The 21,771-nt window shown below is 40.8% G+C and carries 27 protein-coding genes; all 27 read right to left on the bottom strand.

Annotated elements, in window-relative coordinates:
• Nucleotides 1-9: 9 nt before the first annotated feature.
• The 27 genes from rpsE to rplJ all read right to left on the bottom strand — a co-directional run bounded on the left by rpsE (nt 10) and on the right by rplJ (nt 21,766).
• Nucleotides 10-528, bottom strand: a complete 519-nt coding sequence (gene rpsE / locus CJF29_RS02335) for a 30S ribosomal protein S5 (RefSeq protein WP_074559199.1) — start codon at nt 526-528, stop codon at nt 10-12.
• A 5-nt stretch (nt 529-533) separates the two neighbouring features.
• Nucleotides 534-878 (bottom strand): 50S ribosomal protein L18, encoded by a 345-nt coding sequence (rplR, locus tag CJF29_RS02330; RefSeq protein WP_004296334.1) that lies wholly within the window; start codon nt 876-878, stop codon nt 534-536.
• 21 nt (nt 879-899) lie between these two features.
• Complete coding sequence (rplF, locus tag CJF29_RS02325; RefSeq protein ID WP_004296335.1) at nt 900-1,469, bottom strand: 50S ribosomal protein L6; 570 nt, start codon at nt 1,467-1,469, stop codon at nt 900-902.
• 15 nt (nt 1,470-1,484) lie between these two features.
• The gene (rpsH, locus tag CJF29_RS02320; protein ID WP_004296336.1) at nt 1,485-1,880 is read right to left on the bottom strand and encodes a 30S ribosomal protein S8; all 396 of its coding nucleotides are present in this window, start codon (nt 1,878-1,880) and stop codon (nt 1,485-1,487) included.
• A 52-nt stretch (nt 1,881-1,932) separates the two neighbouring features.
• Nucleotides 1,933-2,232, bottom strand: coding sequence for a 30S ribosomal protein S14 (gene rpsN / locus CJF29_RS02315; protein WP_004296337.1), 300 nt, complete (start codon nt 2,230-2,232; stop codon nt 1,933-1,935).
• A 5-nt stretch (nt 2,233-2,237) separates the two neighbouring features.
• Complete coding sequence (rplE, locus tag CJF29_RS02310; RefSeq protein ID WP_004296338.1) at nt 2,238-2,795, bottom strand: 50S ribosomal protein L5; 558 nt, start codon at nt 2,793-2,795, stop codon at nt 2,238-2,240.
• Nucleotides 2,795-3,115, bottom strand: a complete 321-nt coding sequence (gene rplX / locus CJF29_RS02305) for a 50S ribosomal protein L24 (protein WP_004296339.1) — start codon at nt 3,113-3,115, stop codon at nt 2,795-2,797. Before rplX ends, rplE begins: the two co-directional genes overlap by 1 nt.
• A 19-nt stretch (nt 3,116-3,134) precedes the next feature.
• Nucleotides 3,135-3,500, bottom strand: coding sequence for a 50S ribosomal protein L14 (rplN, locus tag CJF29_RS02300; RefSeq protein WP_004296340.1), 366 nt, complete (start codon nt 3,498-3,500; stop codon nt 3,135-3,137).
• A gap of 2 nt (nt 3,501-3,502) precedes the next feature.
• The gene (gene rpsQ, locus CJF29_RS02295) at nt 3,503-3,772 is read right to left on the bottom strand and encodes a 30S ribosomal protein S17 (protein WP_004296341.1); all 270 of its coding nucleotides are present in this window, start codon (nt 3,770-3,772) and stop codon (nt 3,503-3,505) included.
• On the bottom strand, nt 3,769-3,966 hold the full coding sequence (rpmC, locus tag CJF29_RS02290) for a 50S ribosomal protein L29 (RefSeq protein ID WP_004296342.1): 198 nt from the start codon (nt 3,964-3,966) through the stop codon (nt 3,769-3,771). Before rpmC ends, rpsQ begins: the two co-directional genes overlap by 4 nt.
• Nucleotides 3,967-3,971: 5 nt before the next feature.
• Complete coding sequence (gene rplP / locus CJF29_RS02285; RefSeq protein ID WP_004291234.1) at nt 3,972-4,406, bottom strand: 50S ribosomal protein L16; 435 nt, start codon at nt 4,404-4,406, stop codon at nt 3,972-3,974.
• A gap of 23 nt (nt 4,407-4,429) precedes the next feature.
• Entirely contained in the window at nt 4,430-5,161 is a 732-nt protein-coding gene (rpsC, locus tag CJF29_RS02280; protein ID WP_004296343.1) for a 30S ribosomal protein S3, read from the bottom strand.
• 5 nt (nt 5,162-5,166) lie between these two features.
• Nucleotides 5,167-5,577 carry a 50S ribosomal protein L22 gene (rplV, locus tag CJF29_RS02275; protein ID WP_004296344.1) on the bottom strand — a complete coding sequence of 137 codons (411 nt, stop codon included), beginning with the start codon at nt 5,575-5,577 and terminating at the stop codon, nt 5,167-5,169.
• Nucleotides 5,578-5,613: 36 nt separating this feature from the next.
• The gene (gene rpsS / locus CJF29_RS02270) at nt 5,614-5,883 is read right to left on the bottom strand and encodes a 30S ribosomal protein S19 (protein WP_004296345.1); all 270 of its coding nucleotides are present in this window, start codon (nt 5,881-5,883) and stop codon (nt 5,614-5,616) included.
• A gap of 20 nt (nt 5,884-5,903) precedes the next feature.
• Nucleotides 5,904-6,728, bottom strand: a complete 825-nt coding sequence (gene rplB / locus CJF29_RS02265; RefSeq protein ID WP_004296346.1) for a 50S ribosomal protein L2 — start codon at nt 6,726-6,728, stop codon at nt 5,904-5,906.
• A gap of 5 nt (nt 6,729-6,733) precedes the next feature.
• A complete protein-coding gene (rplW, locus tag CJF29_RS02260; RefSeq protein WP_004296347.1) occupies nt 6,734-7,024 on the bottom strand; it encodes a 50S ribosomal protein L23 in 291 nt (96 codons plus the stop codon).
• 16 nt (nt 7,025-7,040) lie between these two features.
• Nucleotides 7,041-7,667, bottom strand: a complete 627-nt coding sequence (rplD, locus tag CJF29_RS02255) for a 50S ribosomal protein L4 (RefSeq protein WP_004296348.1) — start codon at nt 7,665-7,667, stop codon at nt 7,041-7,043.
• Nucleotides 7,667-8,284: a 50S ribosomal protein L3 gene (gene rplC, locus CJF29_RS02250; RefSeq protein ID WP_004307533.1), complete on the bottom strand. Its 618-nt coding sequence runs from the start codon at nt 8,282-8,284 to the stop codon at nt 7,667-7,669. Before rplC ends, rplD begins: the two co-directional genes overlap by 1 nt.
• A gap of 18 nt (nt 8,285-8,302) precedes the next feature.
• Nucleotides 8,303-8,608, bottom strand: coding sequence for a 30S ribosomal protein S10 (gene rpsJ, locus CJF29_RS02245; protein ID WP_002558075.1), 306 nt, complete (start codon nt 8,606-8,608; stop codon nt 8,303-8,305).
• 79 nt (nt 8,609-8,687) lie between these two features.
• The gene (fusA, locus tag CJF29_RS02240; protein ID WP_004307538.1) at nt 8,688-10,805 is read right to left on the bottom strand and encodes an elongation factor G; all 2,118 of its coding nucleotides are present in this window, start codon (nt 10,803-10,805) and stop codon (nt 8,688-8,690) included.
• A 45-nt stretch (nt 10,806-10,850) separates the two neighbouring features.
• Entirely contained in the window at nt 10,851-11,327 is a 477-nt protein-coding gene (gene rpsG / locus CJF29_RS02235; protein WP_004296352.1) for a 30S ribosomal protein S7, read from the bottom strand.
• A 143-nt stretch (nt 11,328-11,470) separates the two neighbouring features.
• Nucleotides 11,471-11,881: a 30S ribosomal protein S12 gene (gene rpsL / locus CJF29_RS02230; protein ID WP_002558078.1), complete on the bottom strand. Its 411-nt coding sequence runs from the start codon at nt 11,879-11,881 to the stop codon at nt 11,471-11,473.
• 136 nt (nt 11,882-12,017) lie between these two features.
• A complete protein-coding gene (locus CJF29_RS02225; RefSeq protein ID WP_004296354.1) occupies nt 12,018-12,326 on the bottom strand; it encodes a DUF3467 domain-containing protein in 309 nt (102 codons plus the stop codon).
• 146 nt (nt 12,327-12,472) lie between these two features.
• Complete coding sequence (rpoC, locus tag CJF29_RS02220; protein ID WP_099145750.1) at nt 12,473-16,756, bottom strand: DNA-directed RNA polymerase subunit beta'; 4,284 nt, start codon at nt 16,754-16,756, stop codon at nt 12,473-12,475.
• A 104-nt stretch (nt 16,757-16,860) separates the two neighbouring features.
• Nucleotides 16,861-20,673: a DNA-directed RNA polymerase subunit beta gene (gene rpoB / locus CJF29_RS02215; RefSeq protein WP_099145749.1), complete on the bottom strand. Its 3,813-nt coding sequence runs from the start codon at nt 20,671-20,673 to the stop codon at nt 16,861-16,863.
• Nucleotides 20,674-20,777: 104 nt separating this feature from the next.
• Nucleotides 20,778-21,152, bottom strand: a complete 375-nt coding sequence (gene rplL / locus CJF29_RS02210) for a 50S ribosomal protein L7/L12 (RefSeq protein WP_004296358.1) — start codon at nt 21,150-21,152, stop codon at nt 20,778-20,780.
• Nucleotides 21,153-21,244: 92 nt separating this feature from the next.
• Entirely contained in the window at nt 21,245-21,766 is a 522-nt protein-coding gene (gene rplJ, locus CJF29_RS02205) for a 50S ribosomal protein L10 (protein WP_099145748.1), read from the bottom strand.
• Nucleotides 21,767-21,771: the final 5 nt, after the last annotated feature.

The raw sequence follows: 21,771 nt of genomic DNA, 5'->3' as shown, positions 1-21,771 counted from the left end.
ATCTCCTCCTTATCCTCTAAATACTTTTTCAACACTAATACCTCTGTTCTGAGCAACCATTCTTGCATCACGCATTTCACTCAAAGCTTCGATTGTAGCTTTAACAAGGTTGTGCGGATTGGAAGAACCTTTAGATTTAGCCAAAACATCAGTAACACCAACACTTTCCAAAACAGCACGCATAGCACCACCAGCTACAACACCAGTTCCGTGAGATGCAGGTTTGATGAATACTTCAGCACCACCAAATCTAGCTGATTGTTCATGAGGAACAGTACCTTTCAAAATAGGCACTTTCACCAAGTTCTTTTTAGCTGATTCAACACCTTTAGCGATAGCAGCTGTTACTTCACCTGCTTTACCAAGTCCCCAACCAATGATACCTTCTTCGTTACCTATAACAACGATTGCAGAGAAACTAAAAGTTCTACCACCTTTGGTAACTTTAGTAACACGATTAATAGCAACCAATCTATCTTTCAGTTCTATATCGTTAGTAATCTTAACTCTATTATTAACTCCTGCCATAATGATTAAAATTTAAGTCCACCGTTACGAGCAGCATCAGCTACTTCTTTTACTCTCCCATGATACAAGTAACCATTACGGTCGAAAACAACAGTAGTTATACCTGCTTCCTGAGCCTTTTTAGCAATCATTTCACCCACTTTAGCAGCTTGTTCTTTTTTAGCAACTTTATCAGTCAAACCTAAAGAAGAAGCGGCAGCCAGTGTCTTACCAGAAAGATCATCGATAATCTGGACATAAATTTGCTTGTTACTTCTAAATACACTCATACGCGGACATTCAGTAGTACCTGAAATTTTGTTGCGTACTCTATATTTGATCTTAACTCGTCTTTCTATTTTTGTTGTCATAATAATCTAATTTTATATGAATTACTTAGCGCCGGCTGATTTACCAGACTTTCTACGAATTACTTCGCCAACAAACTTAATACCTTTACCCTTGTATGGTTCAGGCTTACGGAAAGAACGTATTTTAGAGCAAACTTGACCAAGCAATTGTTTGTCACACGATTCCAATATAATAAGAGGATTCTTATTTCTTTCAGACTTAGTTTCAACTTTTACCTCAGCAGGTAATTGAATGAAAATATTGTGTGTATAACCTAAAGCAAGCTCAATGATGTTACCTTGGTTAGAAGCACGATAACCTACACCAACAAGTTCCAGTTCCTTCTTGTATCCTTCAGATACGCCCACAACCATGTTGTGAACCAAAGAACGATACAAACCGTGGAAAGCATGTTTTTGCTTTGGGTTATCAAGCATTTCTTTATCGTTTTCTGTTAAAGTTACGTGTCCGTCTTCAATGGCAACATTGATAGCAGGATTCACATATTGGCTCATTTCGCCTTTGGGTCCCTTTACGGTAACCACATTATCCTTCAGAGTGACTGTCACTCCAGCAGGGATACTAATGGGTAATTTTCCTATTCTTGACATTCTAATTCCTCCTAATTAATATACATAACACAAGACTTCACCACCGATCTTCAGTTCTGCAGCCTCTTTGTTAGTCATTACACCTTTGGAAGTAGATATTATAGCAATACCCAACCCATTAATAACACGCGGCATATCTTTGTAACCAGTATACTTACGCATACCCGGAGAAGATATTCTTTCTAACTTTTTGATTGCGTTAACTTTGTTAACAGAATCATACTTCAAGGCAACCTTAATAGTTCCTTGAGGACCATCTTCTACAAACTTATAATTAAGAATGTAGCCTTTTTCAAAAAGAATCTTAGTGATTTCTTTTTTCAAGTTCGAAGCGGGAACTTCAACAACTCTGTGCTTTGCACCAATCGCGTTCCGCAACCTCGTTAAATAATCTGCTATTGGATCAGTCATATAAAAATAAATTAAATTAATCAGGACTACCCTGACAATATTTAAACAATAATTACCAGCTTGCTTTTTTTACGCCTGGGATCAGTCCGTTAGATGCCATCTCACGGAATTGAATTCTCGAAATTCCGAATTGACGAATATAACCTTTAGGACGTCCAGTCAGTTTGCAACGGTTGTGCATACGAATCGGATTAGAATTCTTTGGCAACTCTTGCAACTTCTGTGCAGCTTCAAAAGCATCAGCAGGATCACCTGTTCTTACGATTTGCTTCAAAGCAGCTCTTCTTTCGGCGTATTTGGCTACTAATTTAGCACGTTTTACTTCACGTGCTTTCATTGATTCCTTTGCCATATCTATTAGTCTTTTTTAGCGTTTTTAAAAGGTAAACCGAATTCCTTCAGCAAAGCATAACCTTCTTCATCTGTTTCCGCAGAGGTTACAAAGGTAATATTCATTCCGAGAATTCTTGTAATACTATCGATATTTATTTCAGGGAAAATGATTTGTTCCTGAATACCAAGGGTATAGTTACCTTTACCATCAAACTTACTTTCGATACCTTTGAAGTCACGAATACGAGGAAGAGCTACACGAACCAATTTTTCAAGGAATTCGTACATTCTTTCACGACGTAAAGTTACCATAACACCAATCGGCATTTTTTTACGCAACTTAAAGTTTGCGATATCTTTACGAGAAATGGTAGCTACAGCTTTCTGACCTGTGATAGCTGTCATTTCATTGATTGCAACTTCGATAATCTTCTTATCAGCAACAGCCATACCTAACCCTTGATTGATAACAATCTTCTTAAGTACGGGTACCTGCATTGTAGAAGAATACTGGAACTGTGATTTCAATGCAGGTGCTATACGCTCTGCATATTCTTTCTTAAGACTAGCAGTATTACTCATTACTTAATCTCCTCTCCTGATTTTTTAGAATAACGCACTAAAGTTCCTTCCGAACTCTTTTTTCTCCCAATACGCGTTGCTTTACCAGTTTTTGGATCAACCGGGTTCAAGTTTGAAATGTGGATAGAAGCTTCCTGCTTCACGATACCACCTTGCGGATTCTTAGCATTCGGTTTTGTGCTTTTAGATACCATATTGATACCTTCTACAAATGCACGTCCTTCTTTAACAAGAACCTTCAATACACGACCAGTTTTGCCCTTATCTTCGCCAGCATTTACGTAAACTGTATCGCCTTTTTTAATATGTAATTTACTCATTACTTAAATCTTTTACAAATTAAAGTACCTCAGGCGCAAGTGACACAACTTTCATGTTTGTAGCACGAAGTTCTCTTGCTACAGGACCGAAAATACGACTACCTCTAATTTCACCTGCATTATTCAACAACACGCAAGCATTATCATCAAAACGTATATAAGAACCATCAGGACGACGGATTTCTTTCTTTGTACGTACAATCAAAGCCTTTGATACTGCACCTTTTTTAACATCACTAGAAGGGATAACACTCTTCACTGAAACTACAATGACATCCCCCACTGAAGCATAACGACGACCTGTACCACCCAAAACGCGGATACACAACGCCTCTTTCGCTCCACTGTTATCACATACTGTAAGTCTGGATTCTACTTGTATCATAATTACTTAGCTCTTTCAATTATTTCTACTAATCTCCATCTTTTAGTCTTGCTCAAAGGACGAGTTTCCATGATGCTTACAGTATCACCGATATTGCATTCATTCTTTTCATCGTGAGCATGGTACTTCTTCGTTTTACTAACGAACTTACCATATATAGGGTGTTTTTCCTTAAATTTGGCAGCAACTGTGATGGTTTTATCCATCTTATTGCTCAACACAACCCCTGTTCTTTCTTTTCTTAAATTTCTTGCTTCCATCAAGCTGATCATTTATTGTTAAGTTCTCTTTCGCGCAATTCTGTTTTCATACGCGCAATAGTCCTGCGTAATTGTTTGATTTGAGCAGGATTTTCCAAAGGAGAAATAGAATGATTAATAACCATTTGGTTATAATTAGCTGTTTCCGCCTCTACTCTTTCTACTAAATCATTAGTAGTCATTTCTTTTATTTCTGCAATTTTCATAACACTTACGCATTTTGATTTTGAATATCATAATCACGTCTTACGACAAACTTCGTTGTAATAGGAAGCTTTTGAGCAGCTAAGCGCAATGCTTCTTTCGCGATTTCGTAAGATACTCCTTCAGCTTCAATAATGATTCTACCTGGAGTCACAGGAGCTACAAATCCCTCTGGAGCACCTTTACCTTTACCCATACGTACATCGGCAGGTTTTCTAGTGATCGGTTTATCCGGGAATATACGGATCCAGATCTGTCCTTGACGTTGCATATATCTTGTTACTGCAATACGAGCAGCTTCGATCTGACGGCCTGTAATCCACTTAGTCTCCAAAGCCTTTATGCCAAAAGAACCAAAGGCCAGCTGGTTGCCTCTCTGGGCATTACCTTTCTGACGGCCTTTTTGTTGTCTTCTGAATTTTGTCTTTTTCGGTTGTAACATAGTTTCCTAAAATTCAAATTCGTTTAGCGATTATTTTTCTTTCTTTTGAAGTTCTTTCCGCCGTTGTTTCCACTATTGTTTCCACGACCACTTTCTTTGCTTTGTGTAAAGTTCGGAGCCAATTCTTTCTTACCAAACACTTCACCTCTACAAATCCAAACTTTGATACCTAAAAGACCTACTTTAGTCAATGCTTCTGCATGACAGTAGTCGATATCAGCTCTGAAAGTGTGCAACGGAGTTCTTCCTTCTTTATACATTTCAGAACGGGCCATTTCAGCTCCATTCAAACGTCCTGAAATCTGAATTTTGATACCTTCAGCACCCATACGCATTGTGTTTGCGATAGCCATTTTGATGGCACGGCGATAGGCAATTTTACCTTCAACCTGACGAGCGATGTTGTTAGCAACAATCACAGCATCCAGTTCCGGTCTCTTCACTTCAAAGATATTGATTTGAATATCTTTGTCGGTAACCTTCTTCAACTCCTCTTTTAACTTATCAACTTCTTGGCCACCTTTACCGATAATAATACCCGGGCGAGCAGTGCAAACAGTAATAGTAACGAGCTTCAGCGTACGTTCAATTACGATTCTTGATACACTTGCTTTTGCAAGTCTTGCATTAAGATATTTACGGATTTTGCTATCTTCCAGCAAAGAATCACCGTAATCATTTCCACCATACCAGTTAGAATCCCATCCTCTGATAATTCCTAAACGGTTGCTTATTGGATTAACTTTTTGTCCCATCTACCTTAATTTTGATCTTCGTTATTACTTTTAGCACCAACGAACAATGTTACGTGATTTGAACGTTTGCGAATTCTATAACCTCTACCCTGTGGTGCCGGTCTCATTCTTTTGAGTGTAGCTCCACCATCAACAAAAATCTGTGTTACGAACAACTCGCCACTTTCCGCTTTACGTTCGTTTTTCTGTTCCCAGTTAGCAATTGCAGAGCGAAGCAATTTTTCCACTCTTGCAGCAGCTTCTTTTGAAGAAAATTTCAAAACACCAAGTGCTCTGTTCACTTCCATACCACGGATCATGTCTGCAACCAGACGCATCTTACGCGGAGAAGTAGGAACATTTTGCAATTTTGCAAAATACATGGTCTTAAGGGCTTCTTTTCTCTTTTCAGCCGATATTTTTTTTCTTGCTCCCATTATTATTTATTACTTTATTATTTCAAATAAATCCTGTTATCTTTTCTTGTTACCAGCGTGTCCTCTGAATGTACGAGTTGGAGCAAATTCGCCCAACTTGTGTCCTACCATATTCTCGGTAACATAAACAGGAATAAATTTATTTCCATTGTGAACTGCAACTGTATGGCCTACAAAATCAGGCGAAATCATTGAAGCTCTGGCCCAAGTCTTTACTACGACTTTCTTACCTGATTCATTCATGGCAAGAATTCTCTTTTCAAGCTTAACGTTAATATATGGACCTTTTTTTAATGAACGACTCATAGTTTACTCAATTAATCAGATTACTTTTTTCTTCTCTCAATAATGTACTTAGACGACTGTTTCTTAGGAGCTCTAGTCTTAAGTCCCTTAGCGTACAATCCCTTACGTGATCTTGGGTGACCTCCAGAAGCACGTCCTTCACCACCACCCATCGGGTGATCAACCGGGTTCATTACAACACCACGGTTACGAGGACGACGTCCTTGCCAACGAGAACGTCCAGCTTTACCTGAACTTTCCAATCCATGATCAGAGTTACCTACACTACCGATAGTAGCTTTACAAGTGCTAAGAATCTGTCTAACTTCACCTGAAGGCAACTTAATTACACAATACTTACCCTCACGAGAAGTCAACTGTGCAAAGTTACCAGCTGAACGAACCAGAGCAGCACCCTGTCCCGGACGTAATTCGATATTGTGAATCACAGTACCCACCGGAATGTTTTGAAGAGGAAGAGCATTACCAATCTCTGGCGCTGCTGTTTCACCTGACATCAGAGTCGCACCAACTTGCAATCCATTGGGAGCAATAATATATCTTTTTTCTCCATCAGCGTAAAATAACAGAGCGATACGAGCCGAACGATTCGGATCGTATTCAATTGTTTTAACTACTGCTGGAACACCGTCCTTATTTCTCTTGAAATCAACAATTCTAATCACCTTTCTATGACCGCCACCAATGTAGCGCATAGTCATCTTACCTTCGCTGTTACGACCTCCAGATGATTTCTTACCATATACAAGAGACTTTTCTGGTACTGATGCAGTAATTTCTTCGAAAGTACCAATAATTTTATGTCTTTGCCCCGGTGTTGTGGGCTTAAATTTACGTACTGCCATTTTTATTAAATATTGCTATAAAAATCAATAGTATCTCCTTCTTTCAATGTCACGATTGCTTTTTTGAAAGCATTCGTACGACCATTGATGATACCTGCTTTGGTATAACGGCTCTTATTTTTGCCAGCATACTTCACAGTATTCACATCAACTACTGTAACATTATAAAGAGCTTCAATTTCCTTCTTAATTTCCAGTTTGTTAGCTTCAGGACGTACAACAAAGCCGAAACGATTCAGCTTATCTGTGATTGCAGTCATTTTCTCTGTTACCAACGGTTTAATAATAATTCCCATTATTTAAGCCTCCTTTTTAAATTAAGATATTGTCAATAGCCTTCAGAGAGTTTTCAGTAAGCACAACAACCCCAGCATTCAATACTCTGTAAGTATTTAATCCCGAGATAGTCTGCACATTAGCACCCTCAATGTTACGAGCTGACAAATATACGTTTTTATTTGCTTCCGGTAAAATTACAAGTAGCTTTTTATCGGAAACTTTAAGATTTTTTGTCATTGCAACGAAATCTTTTGTCTTAGGAGCTTCAAATGTGAAATCCTCAACGACAACGATTGCATCGTTTTGAGCTTTATAAGACAAAGCTGACTTACGAGCCAATGTCTTAACTTTTTTATTCAACTTGAAGAAGTAGTCTCTTGGTTTCGGACCGAAAACGCGGGCACCACCTACAAGAACCGGTGAGTTCATATCACCACGACGAGCTCCGCCACCACCTTTCTGGCGACCGATCTTACGAGTTGAACCACTGATTTCACTTCTTTCTTTTGACTTATGAGTACCCTGACGCTGATTAGCCATAAACTGTTTTACGTCCAAATAGATAGCGTGGTCGTTGGGCTCAATTCCGAAGATAGATTCGTTTAACGTAACCTTTCTCCCAGTGTCTTCACCTTTAATGTTATATACGTTAACTTCCATTATTTCTCAATTAATACGATTGAACCTTTGCAACCCGGGATAGAACCTTTAATCAAAAGAAGGTTATGATCCGCGATTACTTTTAATACCTGCAAGTTTTGTACAGTGACTCTGTCACCACCAAGTTGTCCACCCATGCGCATTCCCTTGAATACTTTTGCAGGGTAAGAACAAGCACCAATAGAACCCGGTTTACGAGCGCGGTTGTGCTGTCCGTGAGTAGCCTGACCCACACCACCAAAACCATGTCTTTTTACTACACCCTGGAAACCTTTACCTTTAGAAGTTCCAACAACGTCAACAAAGTTAGCATCGTTAAACATCTCTACGGTAATAGTATCACCCAGATTCAATTCTGTTCCAAATTCTTTGAACTCAGCCAAGTGTCTCTTCGGTGTTACTCCTGCTCTTTTAAAATGTCCCATCAACGGTTTAGTTGTATGTTTTTCCTTTTTGTCTTGGAAACCCAACTGAACAGCTGCATAGCCATCTTTTTCTACAGTTTTAACTTGAGTAACAACACAAGGACCTGCTTCGATAACAGTGCATGGTACATTTTTACCATCGGCACTGAAAACGGATGTCATTCCGATTTTTTTTCCTAATAATCCTGGCATTTCACTAATTTTTAATTATCAAACTTTAATTTCTACTTCCACACCACTTGGCAATTCCAACTTCATCAGAGCGTCTACTGTCTTAGCAGTTGAGCTATAGATGTCGATCAATCTCTTATAAGAAGAGAGTTCAAATTGCTCACGAGACTTTTTGTTTACGAAAGTCGAACGGTTCACAGTAAAGATACGTTTGTGCGTAGGCAGAGGTATCGGACCGCTAACAATAGCACCTGTAGCTTTTACAGTTCTTACAATTTTCTCAGCTGACTTGTCAACCAAGTTGTGGTCGTAAGATTTCAATTTAATTCTAATTTTCTGACTCATTATTTTTTTAATTAATACATTTATAATAAGATAAAGCGGCAGGCTAAGAGTCATTCGCTAGCCTGCTGCTTTAGATATTTTAGAGTAAATCAGCACGTCCTTTTACTTCTTCCAATACAGCCTTAGCAATAGAAGAAGAAAGTTGAGCGTGATGAGAGTAAGTCATTGATGAAGTTGCACGACCAGAAGTGATAGTACGTAAAGCTGTTACATAACCAAACATTTCTGCCAGCGGAACCATCGCCTTCACGATACGGGCACCAGAACGACTAGATTCCATACCTTCAACCTGGCCACGACGTTTGTTCAAGTCACCGATAACATCACCCATATTCTCTTCCGGAGTTACAACTTCCAGCTTCATGATAGGTTCCATCAAAACAGGACCTGCCTTAGCACATGCATTTTTATAAGCCTGCATTGCACAGATTTCGAATGACAACTGATCAGAGTCAACCGGATGGAATGAACCATCAACCAAAGTAACTTTCAATGAATCCAGCGGATAACCTGCCAAAACACCACTCTTCATAGCATTCGTAAAGCCTTTCTGAACAGCAGGAATAAATTCCTTAGGAATGTTACCACCTTTCACTTCGTCAACAAACTGCAGACCACCCAAAGTGAAATCTGCATCAGCCGGACCAATATTCACGATGATATCAGCAAACTTACCACGCCCACCAGATTGCTTCTTATATACTTCACGCAAATTAACTGTCTTCGTGATAGCTTCTTTGTAGTTAACCTGCGGCTTACCCTGGTTACATTCTACCTTGAACTCACGTTTCAAACGATCAATAATGATATCCAAGTGAAGCTCACCCATACCAGAAATAACCGTCTGACCTGTCTGTTCGTCTGTCTTCACAGTAAACGTCGGATCTTCTTCAGCCAATTTAGCCAAACCGTTAGACAGCTTATCCATATCCTTCTGCGTCTTAGGTTCTACAGCGATACCGATAACTGGTTCCGGGAAGTCCATAGATTCAAGTACGATCGGAGCGTTTTCATCACACAAAGTATCACCAGTGTGAATATCCTTAAAACCTACACCTGCACCGATATCACCAGCACCGATTACTTCAACCGGATTCTGTTTGTTAGAGTGCATCTGGAACAGACGAGAAACGCGTTCTTTCTTACCAGAGCGAGAGTTGTAGATATAAGAACCTGCTTCAATTTTACCTGAATAAACACGGAAGAAAGTCAAACGACCTACATATGGGTCAGTTGCGATCTTAAATGCTAAAGCTGATGTTTTTTCATCATCACTTGGTTTACGATCTTCTTCAGCTCCAGTATTAGGATTTGTACCTATTACATTCTCTGTATCAAGCGGAGAAGGCAAAAAAGCACAAACATAGTCAAGCAATGTCTGAACACCTTTGTTCTTGAAAGAAGACCCACAAAGCATGGGGACTACGGCCATCTGAACTGTTGCATTGCGAAGAGCTCTCAACACTTCTTCTTCAGTAATAGTAGAAGGATCATCGAAATATTTCTCCATCAAAGCATCATCAAATTCAGCTACTTTTTCAAGCATCTTGTCTCTCCACTCGTTAGCTTCATCGACAAGTTCTGCCGGAATTTCCTCAACACTGTAGTCAGCACCCATTGTTTCATCGTGCCAATAAATAGCTTTCATTTTGATAAGATCAACAAGACCTTTAAAAGATTCTTCAGCACCAATAGGAACAACAATCGGACACGGATTAGCTCCAAGCACATCCTTCATCTGGCGAACTACTTCAAAGAAGTCTGCACCAGAACGGTCCATCTTATTAACATAAGCAATACGAGGAACGTTATATTTATCAGCTTGACGCCATACAGTTTCTGATTGGGGCTCAACACCACCAACAGCACAATAAGCAGCCACAGCTCCATCAAGGATACGCAATGAACGTTCTACCTCTGCAGTAAAATCAACGTGCCCCGGAGTGTCAATCAAGTTAATTTTATAAGTATCACCAGCATATTTCCATCTTGTTGTTGTAGCAGCAGATGTAATAGTGATACCACGTTCTTGCTCCTGTTCCATCCAGTCCATAGTAGCAGCACCATCATGAACTTCACCTATTTTGTGAGTCAATCCAGTGTAGAACAGGATACGTTCAGAAGTAGTTGTTTTTCCGGCATCGATGTGAGCCATGATACCGATATTACGAGTTAAATGTAAATCATGTTTAGCCATCTTCTAATTCCTTTACTTTAAGTTTATATTTGGTTTCTTACAGTATTAGAATCTAAAATGAGCAAATGCACGGTTAGCTTCTGCCATTCTGTGCATATCTTCTTTACGCTTGTATGCACCGCCTTGTTCATTGAAGGCATCCATAATTTCAGCAGCCAACTTGTCAGCCATTGATTTACCACCTCTTTTGCGAGCAAACAGAATCAGATTCTTCATAGAGATTGATTCTTTACGATCCGGACGGATTTCAGTAGGAACTTGGAAAGTTGCACCACCTACACGGCGAGACTTTACTTCCACTTGCGGAGTTACATTATCCAAAGCCTTTTTCCAGATTTCGAGAGCTGATTTTTCTTCGTTAGGAAGTTTTGCTTTCACTGTTTCCAAAGCGGCATAAAAGATTTCATAAGATGTATTTTTCTTTCCATCATACATCAAGTGGTTCACGAACTTGGAAACCTTTTGGTCATTAAACACGGGATCCGGAAGAATCAGGCGTTTTTTTGGTTTTGCTTTTCTCATTTGTTTGAAAAATAATGTTTTTGTTCTTGGTTGTCTACTTCTTGACTTCTTCAACTCTCCCTCCGGAGAATTTACTCAACCTTTAGCATTTCCAACAAACTAAAACGTAAGTTATTACTTTAATTTTAATTAGGTCTTAATCCTTATTTTTTCTTACCCTTAGCAGGAGCAGCAGCTTGTCCTGGTTTCGGACGCTTAGCACCATACTTTGAACGTCTTTGAGTACGACCAGCAACACCTGCTGTATCAAGTGTACCACGTACAATGTGATAACGCACACCCGGAAGGTCTTTTACACGACCACCACGTACCAAAACGATTGAGTGTTCCTGCAAGTTGTGTCCTTCTCCCGGAATGTATGAGTTCACCTCTTTTTGGTTAGTCAAACGTACACGAGCTACTTTACGCATTGCAGAGTTCGGCTTCTTCGGAGTAGTAGTGTATACTCTCACGCAAACGCCACGTCTTTGAGGACATGAATCCAAGGCTGGAGATTTACTTTTCTCCACCAGCACTTCGCGTCCTTTTCTTACTAATTGCTGAATTGTAGGCATTTTAATTGTTTTTTGATTTATATTATTGTTATATTAATTTCGTAACTATACATTTTGGGCTGCAAAAATACGAATAATATTTGAATATTCAATGCGCTACAACTTTTTTTTCTTTTTTAATGTTTTTATATCATCCTCACGCTTCGCCTTTTACACCCGTCAAAGGAGAAATAGGGGGTTCATCCGAAGTACGAATCGGACCGAATACGCGCTCATACTTTGCTATATTATCTTCTAATGCCCGCAGCAGGCGTTTTGCGTGCTCTGGAGCCACAATAATACGAGATTGCACACCAGCCTTCGGTATGCCCGGCATTACGCGCACGAAGTCAAGGATGAATTCAGAACTCGAATGAGTAATAATAGCAAGATTTGCATAAGTTCCCTGTGCAACCTCTTCTCTCAATTCAATCTGTAATTGTCCGTTGTTATTTTGTTCTTCCATATTTAATATGATTAAAAAGTTATCCTGCAAAATAACACATTTTTCCTGAAACTAATGGTAATACACGCGAGTAAAAAAGAAATAAAAAAAGGAGCAATTACCCAATCTGGCAATCGCTCCTTCTCATATAGTCAATTGAATTGTATTTATTCTACTTCATTGTAGTCAAGTACTGTTTTCTTGTTAGCCAAGATACGGTCATACTCTTCTTTTGATCCAACGATGAGCTTTTCGAACTCGCGCTGTCCGGTACCGGCAGGAATCAAGTGACCACAGATCACATTTTCCTTCATACCTTCCAACTTATCGATCTTACCGTTGATAGCAGCCTCATTCAAGACTTTCGTTGTTTCCTGGAAGGAAGCAGCCGACATAAAGCTTGAAGTCTGCAAAGCAGCACGTGTAATACCCTGAAGGATCTGAGTAGAGGTAGCAGCAACAGCATCACGAACCTCAACCGGTTTCAAGTCACGACGTTTCAACATACTGTTCTCATCACGCAACTTGCGGGCAGTTACAATCTGACCAGCTTGCATATTTTGAGAATCACCAGCATCCACTACGACTTTCTTACCCCAGATACGATCATTTTCTTCCATGAATTCCAGTTTGTCTACGACTTGCTGTTCGAGGAAACGAGTATCTCCCGGTTCATCAATCTGAACCTTGCGCATCATCTGACGAACGATAATCTCGAAGTGCTTATCATTGATCTTCACACCCTGCAAGCGGTATACATCCTGAACTTCATTCACGATATATTCTTGTACAGCTGTAGGACCTTTAATTGCCAAGATGTCTGCTGGAGTAGTAGCACCGTCAGACAACGGAGTACCTGCACGTACATAGTCATTTTCCTGTACCAGAATCTGCTTAGACAGTGCAACCAAATATTTTTTAACCTCACCAGTCTTGGAAGTTACAATGATCTCACGGTTACCACGCTTGATCTTACCCATTGTTACCTCACCGTCGATTTCAGAAACGACAGCCGGATTTGACGGGTTACGAGCTTCAAACAATTCAGTAACACGAGGAAGACCACCCGTGATATCACCCGCTTTACCTACGGCACGCGGAATCTTCACGATTACTTCACCAGCTTTTACCTTCTGACCATTCTCGATGATTACGTGACCACCTACCGGTAAGTTATAAGTACGGATCAAATCACCGTCCTCTGTCAAAATATGAGCTGTAGGAACTTTGGTTTTATCCTTGGATTCAATAATAATAATTTCACGAAGACCTGTTGCTTCATCCGATTCAACCTTATAAGTAACGTTTTCAATTACGCCCTCAAATTCGATCTTACCGGTTGCTTCTGTAATAATAACAGCATTGAACGGGTCCCACCTAGCGATCAGTTTGCCTTTTTCTACCAAGTCGCCGTCACTTACATACAGTGTTGAACCATAAGGTACGTTATGAGTAGAAAGAACAATACCGGTATTTACATCCACAAAACGTACTTCGGCCAAACGACCTACTACCACTTTTGCAGATTCACCCATCTCGTCAACGATATCTACTGTACGCAACTCTTCAAATTCAAGACGTGCATTATTTTTAGCAACGATACTGGCGTTAGCTGCAATATTTGCAGCAGTACCACCGGCGTGGAATGTACGCAATGTCAACTGTGTACCCGGCTCACCAATAGACTGAGCAGCGATTACACCGACAGCTTCACCCTTCTGAACCATGCGGCTCGTTGCCAAGTTACGTCCGTAACATTTAGCACAAACACCCTTCTTAGCTTCACAAGTCAATACCGAACGAATTTCAACACTCTCGATCGGAGACTCCTGAATCTTCTTGGCTACTTCTTCTGTAATTTCTTCACCACCGGCAACAAGCAATTCACCTGTGGTAGGATGAATAATATCATGTACGGAAACACGGCCTAAGATACGTTCGTACAGAGTAGCAATAACCTCATCGTTATTCTTAAGGTCCGTACAAACCAATCCGCGGAGTGTACCGCAGTCTTCTTCTGTAATAATCACATCGTGTGATACGTCCACCAGACGACGGGTCAGATAACCAGCATCGGCAGTCTTCAAAGCGGTATCCGCCAAACCTTTACGAGCACCGTGGGTAGAGATAAAGTACTCCAACACCGAAAGTCCTTCTTTAAAGTTTGACAAAATCGGGTTCTCGATGATCTGACCACCTTCAGCACCTGCTTTCTGCGGTTTTGCCATCAAACCACGCATACCTGACAACTGACGAATCTGTTCTTTAGAACCACGAGCACCAGAGTCAAGCATCATATATACAGAGTTGAATCCCTGATCATCCGAAGAAATTGTCTTCATCAGGATATTAGACAACTCAGAGTTTACATGTGTCCAGATATCGATCACCTGGTTGTAACGTTCGTTGTTGGTAATGAAACCCATGTTATAGTTGTTTACGACTTGTTCTACTTCGTCGTAACCTTTCTGTACCAACGTTTCTTTTTCCTTCGGAATGATAATATCACCCAAGTTGAATGACAAACCACCCTTGAACGCCATCTGATAACCTAAGTTCTTGATTCCGTCCAGGAAGTCGGCAGCCTTAGCCACACCACATACCTTAATTACATCACTAATAATATCACGAAGAGATTTCTTAGAGATAATTGTATTGATATAACCTGCTTCAGGCGGAACAATTTCATTAACAATCACACGTCCTACCGAAGTTTCGCGCATTACGTCTACAATGTTACCATTTTCATCAACGTCTTTCACGATAACTTTCACCGGAGCATGAATATCGACCTTACCTTCATTGTAAGCGATCAACGCCTCTTCCGGTCCGTAGAATGTCAAACCTTCACCTTTCGCACCAGCACGCAACTTAGTAATATAGTACAAACCAAGAACCATATCCTGTGCAGGCACAGTAATAGGCGCACCGTTTGCCGGGTTCAAGATATTATGTGATTGAAGCATCAACATTTGTGCTTCCAGAATTGCTTCATTACTCAAAGGCAAGTGAACAGCCATCTGGTCACCGTCAAAGTCGGCGTTGAATGCCGTACATGCCAACGGGTGCAACTGGATAGCTTTACCTTCGATCATCTTAGGCTGGAAAGCCTGAATACCCAAACGGTGCAATGTCGGAGCACGGTTCAACAGTACCGGATGTCCTTTCATTACATGTTCCAGAATATCCCAGATCACCGGTTCCTTGCGGTCAACGATCTTCTTGGCAGACTTTACAGTCTTAACGATACCACGTTCGATAAGCTTACGAATAATAAACGGCTTGTACAATTCGGCAGCCATCAATTTAGGAATACCGCATTCACCCATCTTCAATTCCGGCCCCACGACGATTACCGAACGAGCAGAGTAGTCAACACGTTTACCCAGCAAGTTCTGACGGAAACGTCCTTGCTTACCTTTCAAGCTATCAGACAATGACTTCAACGGGCGGTTGGCGTCTGTCTTCACAGCACTTGACTTACGTGAGTTATCAAACAAAGAATCGACAGATTCCTGAAGCATACGTTTTTCATTACGCAAGATCACTTCCGGAGCCTTGATTTCAATCAGTCGTTTCAGACGGTTATTACGGATAATTACACGACGATAAAGGTCGTTCAAGTCAGATGTAGCAAAACGGCCACCATCCAACGGAACCAACGGACGAAGTTCGGGCGGGATAACCGGTACGATACGTACAATCATCCATTCCGGTTTGTTGCGTCCACGTGATGCACGGAACGACTCTACTACCTGAAGACGTTTCAAAGCTTCATTCTTACGTTGCTGTGAAGCATCGTTACCTGCACGGTGACGCAATTCGTAAGACAAAGCATCCAGATCCAGACGAGCCAGCAAATCATAGATAGCTTCAGCCCCCATCTTTGCAACAAATTTGTTCGGATCATTATCTTCAAGATATTGATTGTCTTTTGGAAGTGTATCCAAAATATCCAGATATTCTTCTTCAGAGAGCAAATCATATTCAGCTACACCGTCTTCAGCTTTTACACCCGGCTGAATAACAACGTAACGTTCGTAGTATATAATCGAATCCAGTTTCTTCGTCGGCAGTCCGAGCAAATAACCGATTTTATTAGGGAGCGAACGGAAATACCAGATGTGAGCCACCGGCACAACCAACTGGATATGTCCCATACGTTCACGGCGTACTTTCTTTTCAGTAACTTCCACACCACAACGGTCGCAGACGATACCTTTATAACGGATACGCTTGTATTTACCGCAATGACATTCATAATCCTTGATAGGACCAAAAATGCGCTCGCAGAACAAACCATCACGTTCGGGTTTGTACGTACGGTAATTAATGGTTTCAGGCTTCAAAACTTCACCACTCGAATTCTCAAGGATTTCTTCCGGAGAAGCCAGACCAATTGAGATCTTCGAGAAATTACTTTTCGTCTTATTTTCTTTTCTAAAAGCCATACTCTATATAATTGAGATTTGATAATTGAATCATTGGAAATTGAAAAGACACGGATGTCAACAGACCGTCATCGGCTTGTTGACACCACATATTCTTTATTATTTTATTCTAGGTTGATACTCAAACCTAATCCTCTCAACTCGTGCAACAATACGTTCAAGGATTCCGGAATACCAGGTTGCGGCATCGGTTCACCTTTCACAATTGCTTCATAAGCTTTCGAACGTCCTACCACGTCATCAGACTTGATAGTAAGGATTTCCTGCAGGATATGAGCAGCACCAAAACCTTCGAGTGCCCAAACCTCCATTTCTCCGAAACGCTGACCACCGAACTGTGCTTTACCACCAAGAGGTTGCTGAGTAATCAATGAGTACGGACCGATAGAACGAGCATGCATCTTGTCTTCAACCATGTGGCCCAACTTCAACATGTAAGTCACACCCACAGTAGCTGCCTGGTCAAATTGCTCACCTGTACCACCATCACAAAGATAAGTTTTACAGTAACGAGGCAATCCTGCCTTGTCTGTCCACTGATCCAGATCTTCCATTGTAGCACCGTCAAAAATAGGAGTTGCAAATTTCACACCCAATGTTTTTCCGGCACGCCCTAATACAGCTTCGAAAATCTGACCAATGTTCATACGAGAAGGCACACCCAACGGATTCAATACGATGTCAACCGGAGTACCATCGGACAAGAACGGCATATCTTCCTGACGAACAACACGGGATACAATACCCTTGTTACCGTGGCGACCTGCCATCTTATCACCCACACCAATCTTACGCTTCTTAGCAATATATACTTTTGCCATCTGGATAATACCAGCTGGAAGTTCATCACCAATTGTAATAGCAAACTTCTTACGTTTCAATTCTGCATCCAGCTCTTTGTATTTCTTAATGAAATTCATTACCAGATCACGAATCATACCGTTAATATGATCATCACTAGTCCAGTTGCTCAATTGAATAGAAGTAAAGTCGAGTGAATCAAAATCAGAAACACTGAACTTAGAACCTTTCGCAATTACTTCCGCACCCAGATAATCCTTCACACCTTGAGAAACCTTGCCTTCAGTCAAAGTCATCAGTTTCTTAACCAGAATACGTTTCAGGTCAGCTACCTTAGCTTCAAATTCATCATCAATCTTAGGCAATAATGCTTTATCGGCCAGTTTAGAGCTACGATTCTTAATCACACGTGAGAAAAGTTTCTTATCGATCACAACACCTTTCAAAGAAGGAGAAGCTTTCAAGGAAGCATCTTTCACGTCACCTGCCTTATCACCAAAGATGGCACGAAGCAATTTTTCTTCTGGAGAAGGATCAGATTCACCCTTCGGTGTAATCTTACCAATCATTATATCACCCGGCTCGATACGAGCACCGATTCTAACGATACCATTTTCGTCGAGGTCTTTTGTAGCTTCTTCACTTACATTCGGGATATCAGAAGTCAACTCTTCCATACCACGTTTTGTTTCACGAACTTCCAGAGAATATTCTTCTACGTGAACCGAAGTCAACAAGTCTTCGCGCACCACACGTTCGTTCAATACGATAGCATCCTCATAGTTGTAACCTTTCCAAGGCATGTAAGCAACCAACAAGTTCTTACCCAATGCCAATTCACCCTTTTCTGTAGAATAACCTTCGGTCAAGATGTCACCTTTCTTCACACGCTGGCCTCTGTCACAAATCGGACGCAGGTCAATCGTCATGTTCTGGTTAGTCTTACGGAACTTAGGTATTCTATATTCTTTCAAAGCAGGTTCGAAACTTACGAACTCTTCGTCTTCTGTACGGTCATACAAAATACGGATAGTAGTAGCATCAACGTAGTCAACAACACCATCTCCTTCTGCAGTAATCTGCGTACGAGAGTCTCTTACCAACTGACGTTCGATACCTGTACCTACGATCGGCGCTTCACTTCTCAACAAAGGAACCGCCTGACGCATCATGTTTGATCCCATCAATGCACGGTTAGCATCATCATGTTCCAGGAACGGAATCAATGAAGCAGCAATTGATGCAATCTGCTGAGGAGAAACGTCCATCAAATCAACCTCTGTCGGTTCAACAACCGGGAAATCAGCATCCTGACGAGATTTAACTTTGTTACGCACAAATGTACCGTCATCATTCAACGGAGCATTTCCCTGTGCAATAACCTTTTCTTCCTCTTCTTCAGCAGTCAGATAAATCAGACCGTTATCAGAAAGATCCACTTTCCCGTTTTCGACCTTACGATACGGAGTTTCAATGAATCCCAGATCATTAATCTTAGCAAATACACACAATGAAGAAATCAAACCGATGTTCGGACCTTCAGGAGTTTCAATCGGACAAAGACGACCATAGTGTGTGTAGTGAACGTCACGAACCTCAAATCCGGCACGTTCACGGGAAAGACCACCAGGACCAAGGGCAGACATACGACGCTTGTGCGTAATTTCAGCCAAGGGATTTGTCTGGTCCATGAATTGAGACAATGCATTCGTTCCGAAGAATGAGTTGATTACAGAAGAGATTGTCTTCGCATTAATCAAATCAATCGGAGTAAACACTTCATTGTCACGAACGTTCATACGTTCGCGAATCGTACGAGACATACGAGCCAGACCAACAGCAAACTGATTAGAAAGCTGCTCACCTACCGTACGTACACGACGGTTACTCAAGTGGTCAATATCATCCACATCTGCTTTTGAGTTGATCAACTCAATCAGATATTTGATGATTTCAATGATATCTTCCTTCGTGAGGACACGCACGTCCATATCAGTCGTCAGATTCAACTTTTTGTTGATTCTGTAACGACCTACATCACCAAGGTCATATCGTTTTTCAGAGAAGAACAAGTTGTTGATAACCTCCCTTGCACTTGCGTCATCAGCCGGATCGGCATTACGCAACTGACGGTAGATATACAACACAGCTTCTTTTTCCGAGTTACTCGGGTCCTTCTGCAGCGTATTATATATGATAGAGAAATCGGACTGGTTCGGTTCATCTTTATGTAAAAGGATGTTCTGAACTCCCGACTCCAAAATTTCATCAATATGCACCTCTTCCAGTACGGTTTCACGGTCGATAATAACTTCGTTACGCTCAATAGAAACCACTTCACCGGTATCTTCATCAACGAAATCTTCAATCCATGTTTTCAAGACACGTGCAGCCAATTTACGACCTAGCACTTTCTTCAGATTTGTCTTGTTCACCTTTACATCTTCTGCAAGGTTGAAAATCTCAAGAATATCTTTGTCATTCTCGAAGCCAATTGCACGCAACAAAGTCGTTACCGGCAATTTCTTCTTACGGTCGATGTATGCGTACATCACATTATTGATGTCAGTAGCAAACTCAATCCACGAACCTTTAAACGGAATAATACGAGCCGAATAAAGTTTCGTACCATTGGCATGTACACTCTGACCGAAGAACACACCCGGAGAACGGTGAAGCTGTGACACAACTACGCGTTCGGCACCGTTAATGACGAAAGTAGCCTTATCAGTCATATAAGGAATCGGGCCGAGGAATACGTCCTGAATCACTGTATCAAAATCCTCATGATCGGGGTCCGTACAGTAAAGCTTAAGTTTCGCTTTTAAGGGAACACTATAAGTAAGCCCACGCTCTATACAATCATCGATGGTATAACGCGGCGGATCAATATAATAGTCCAGAAACTCAAGAACAAAATTGTTTCTTGTATCGGCAATAGGGAAGTTTTCAGCAAATACTTTATACAATCCCTCATTCTTGCGCTTTTCAGGTGGGGTATCTAATTGTAGAAAGTCTTGGAATGACTTCAATTGTACTTCCAGGAAATCCGGGTATTCGAGCGGATTCTTAGTCGAAGCAAAATTAACTCTTTGATTTACAGTATTTGAAGACATCTATTAATGAATTTGGAGAACTTAATTTGAAATATATACACAAAAAGGTTAAGAACCCTCTTGTGAAGGATTCTTAACCGAATTACCTGATTACCAGGCCAATGTTATTTAAGTTCAACTTCAGCTCCAGCTTCTTCCAATGTTTTCTTCAATGATTCTGCTTCGTCTTTAGCCAAACCTTCTTTAACTGTGCTAGGAGCACCGTCTACCAAGTCTTTAGCTTCTTTCAAACCTAGACCACAAGCTTCCTTAACGGCCTTAACTACCTGAAGTTTAGCTGCACCAGCGCTCTTCAATACTACGTCGAAAGAAGTTTTTTCTTCTGCGGCAGCAGCACCAGCTGCAGGACCAGCAGCAACAGCTACAGCTGCAGCAGCAGGTTCAATACCATATTCTTCTTTAAGGATAGTTGCAAGTTCATTAACTTCTTTTACTGTCAAGTTAACTAATTGTTCTGCAAAAGCTTTCAAATCTGCCATTTTTTGTATGATTTTAATTGTTTAAATACTTTGTTGATTTTTGAAAATTATTCGGGATGTTATTCCCAAGGCTATAACACCTTTTTCCATTTTTACGCTTCGGTACGTTCACCAAGAGTCTTGAGAACTCCGTGTAGGGTGTTACCACCTGATTGAAGAGCAGAAATAACATTCTTGGCCGGAGATTGCAGCAAGGCAACGATATCGGCGATAACTTCATTCTTACTCTTGATTGAAACGAGAGCATCCAATTGGTCAGCACCAATGTAGAAGCTTTCCTCTGCATATGCAGCTTTCAGTCCGGGAATACCGTCTTTTGCTTTGTCTTTGATCAGCTTAGCAGGAACGTTTGCAGTATTGCTAAACATAACAGCAGTAGTACCTTTCAAAGAACCGTAAAGAGGTGAAAAGTCTTCTTCCAAACTTTCGAGTGCCTTGTGAAGCAGAGTGTTTTTAACCACCATCAATTTGATGTCTGATTTAAAGCAATCTCTTCTCAATGCGCTGGTAGCGGCAGCATCCATAGCTGTAACGTCCACCAAGTAGAAGTGACCATATTCCTTTACTGTAGCAGCAATTTGCTCTATAATCGTACTTTTATCTTCCTTTCTCATTATTT

It is taken from the genome of Bacteroides celer (genome assembly GCF_002632415.2).
Lineage (GTDB): Bacteria > Bacteroidota > Bacteroidia > Bacteroidales > Bacteroidaceae > Bacteroides.
The sequence above is the reverse complement of the archived record's forward strand: the minus strand, read 5'-3'. Positions and strand labels throughout refer to the sequence as shown.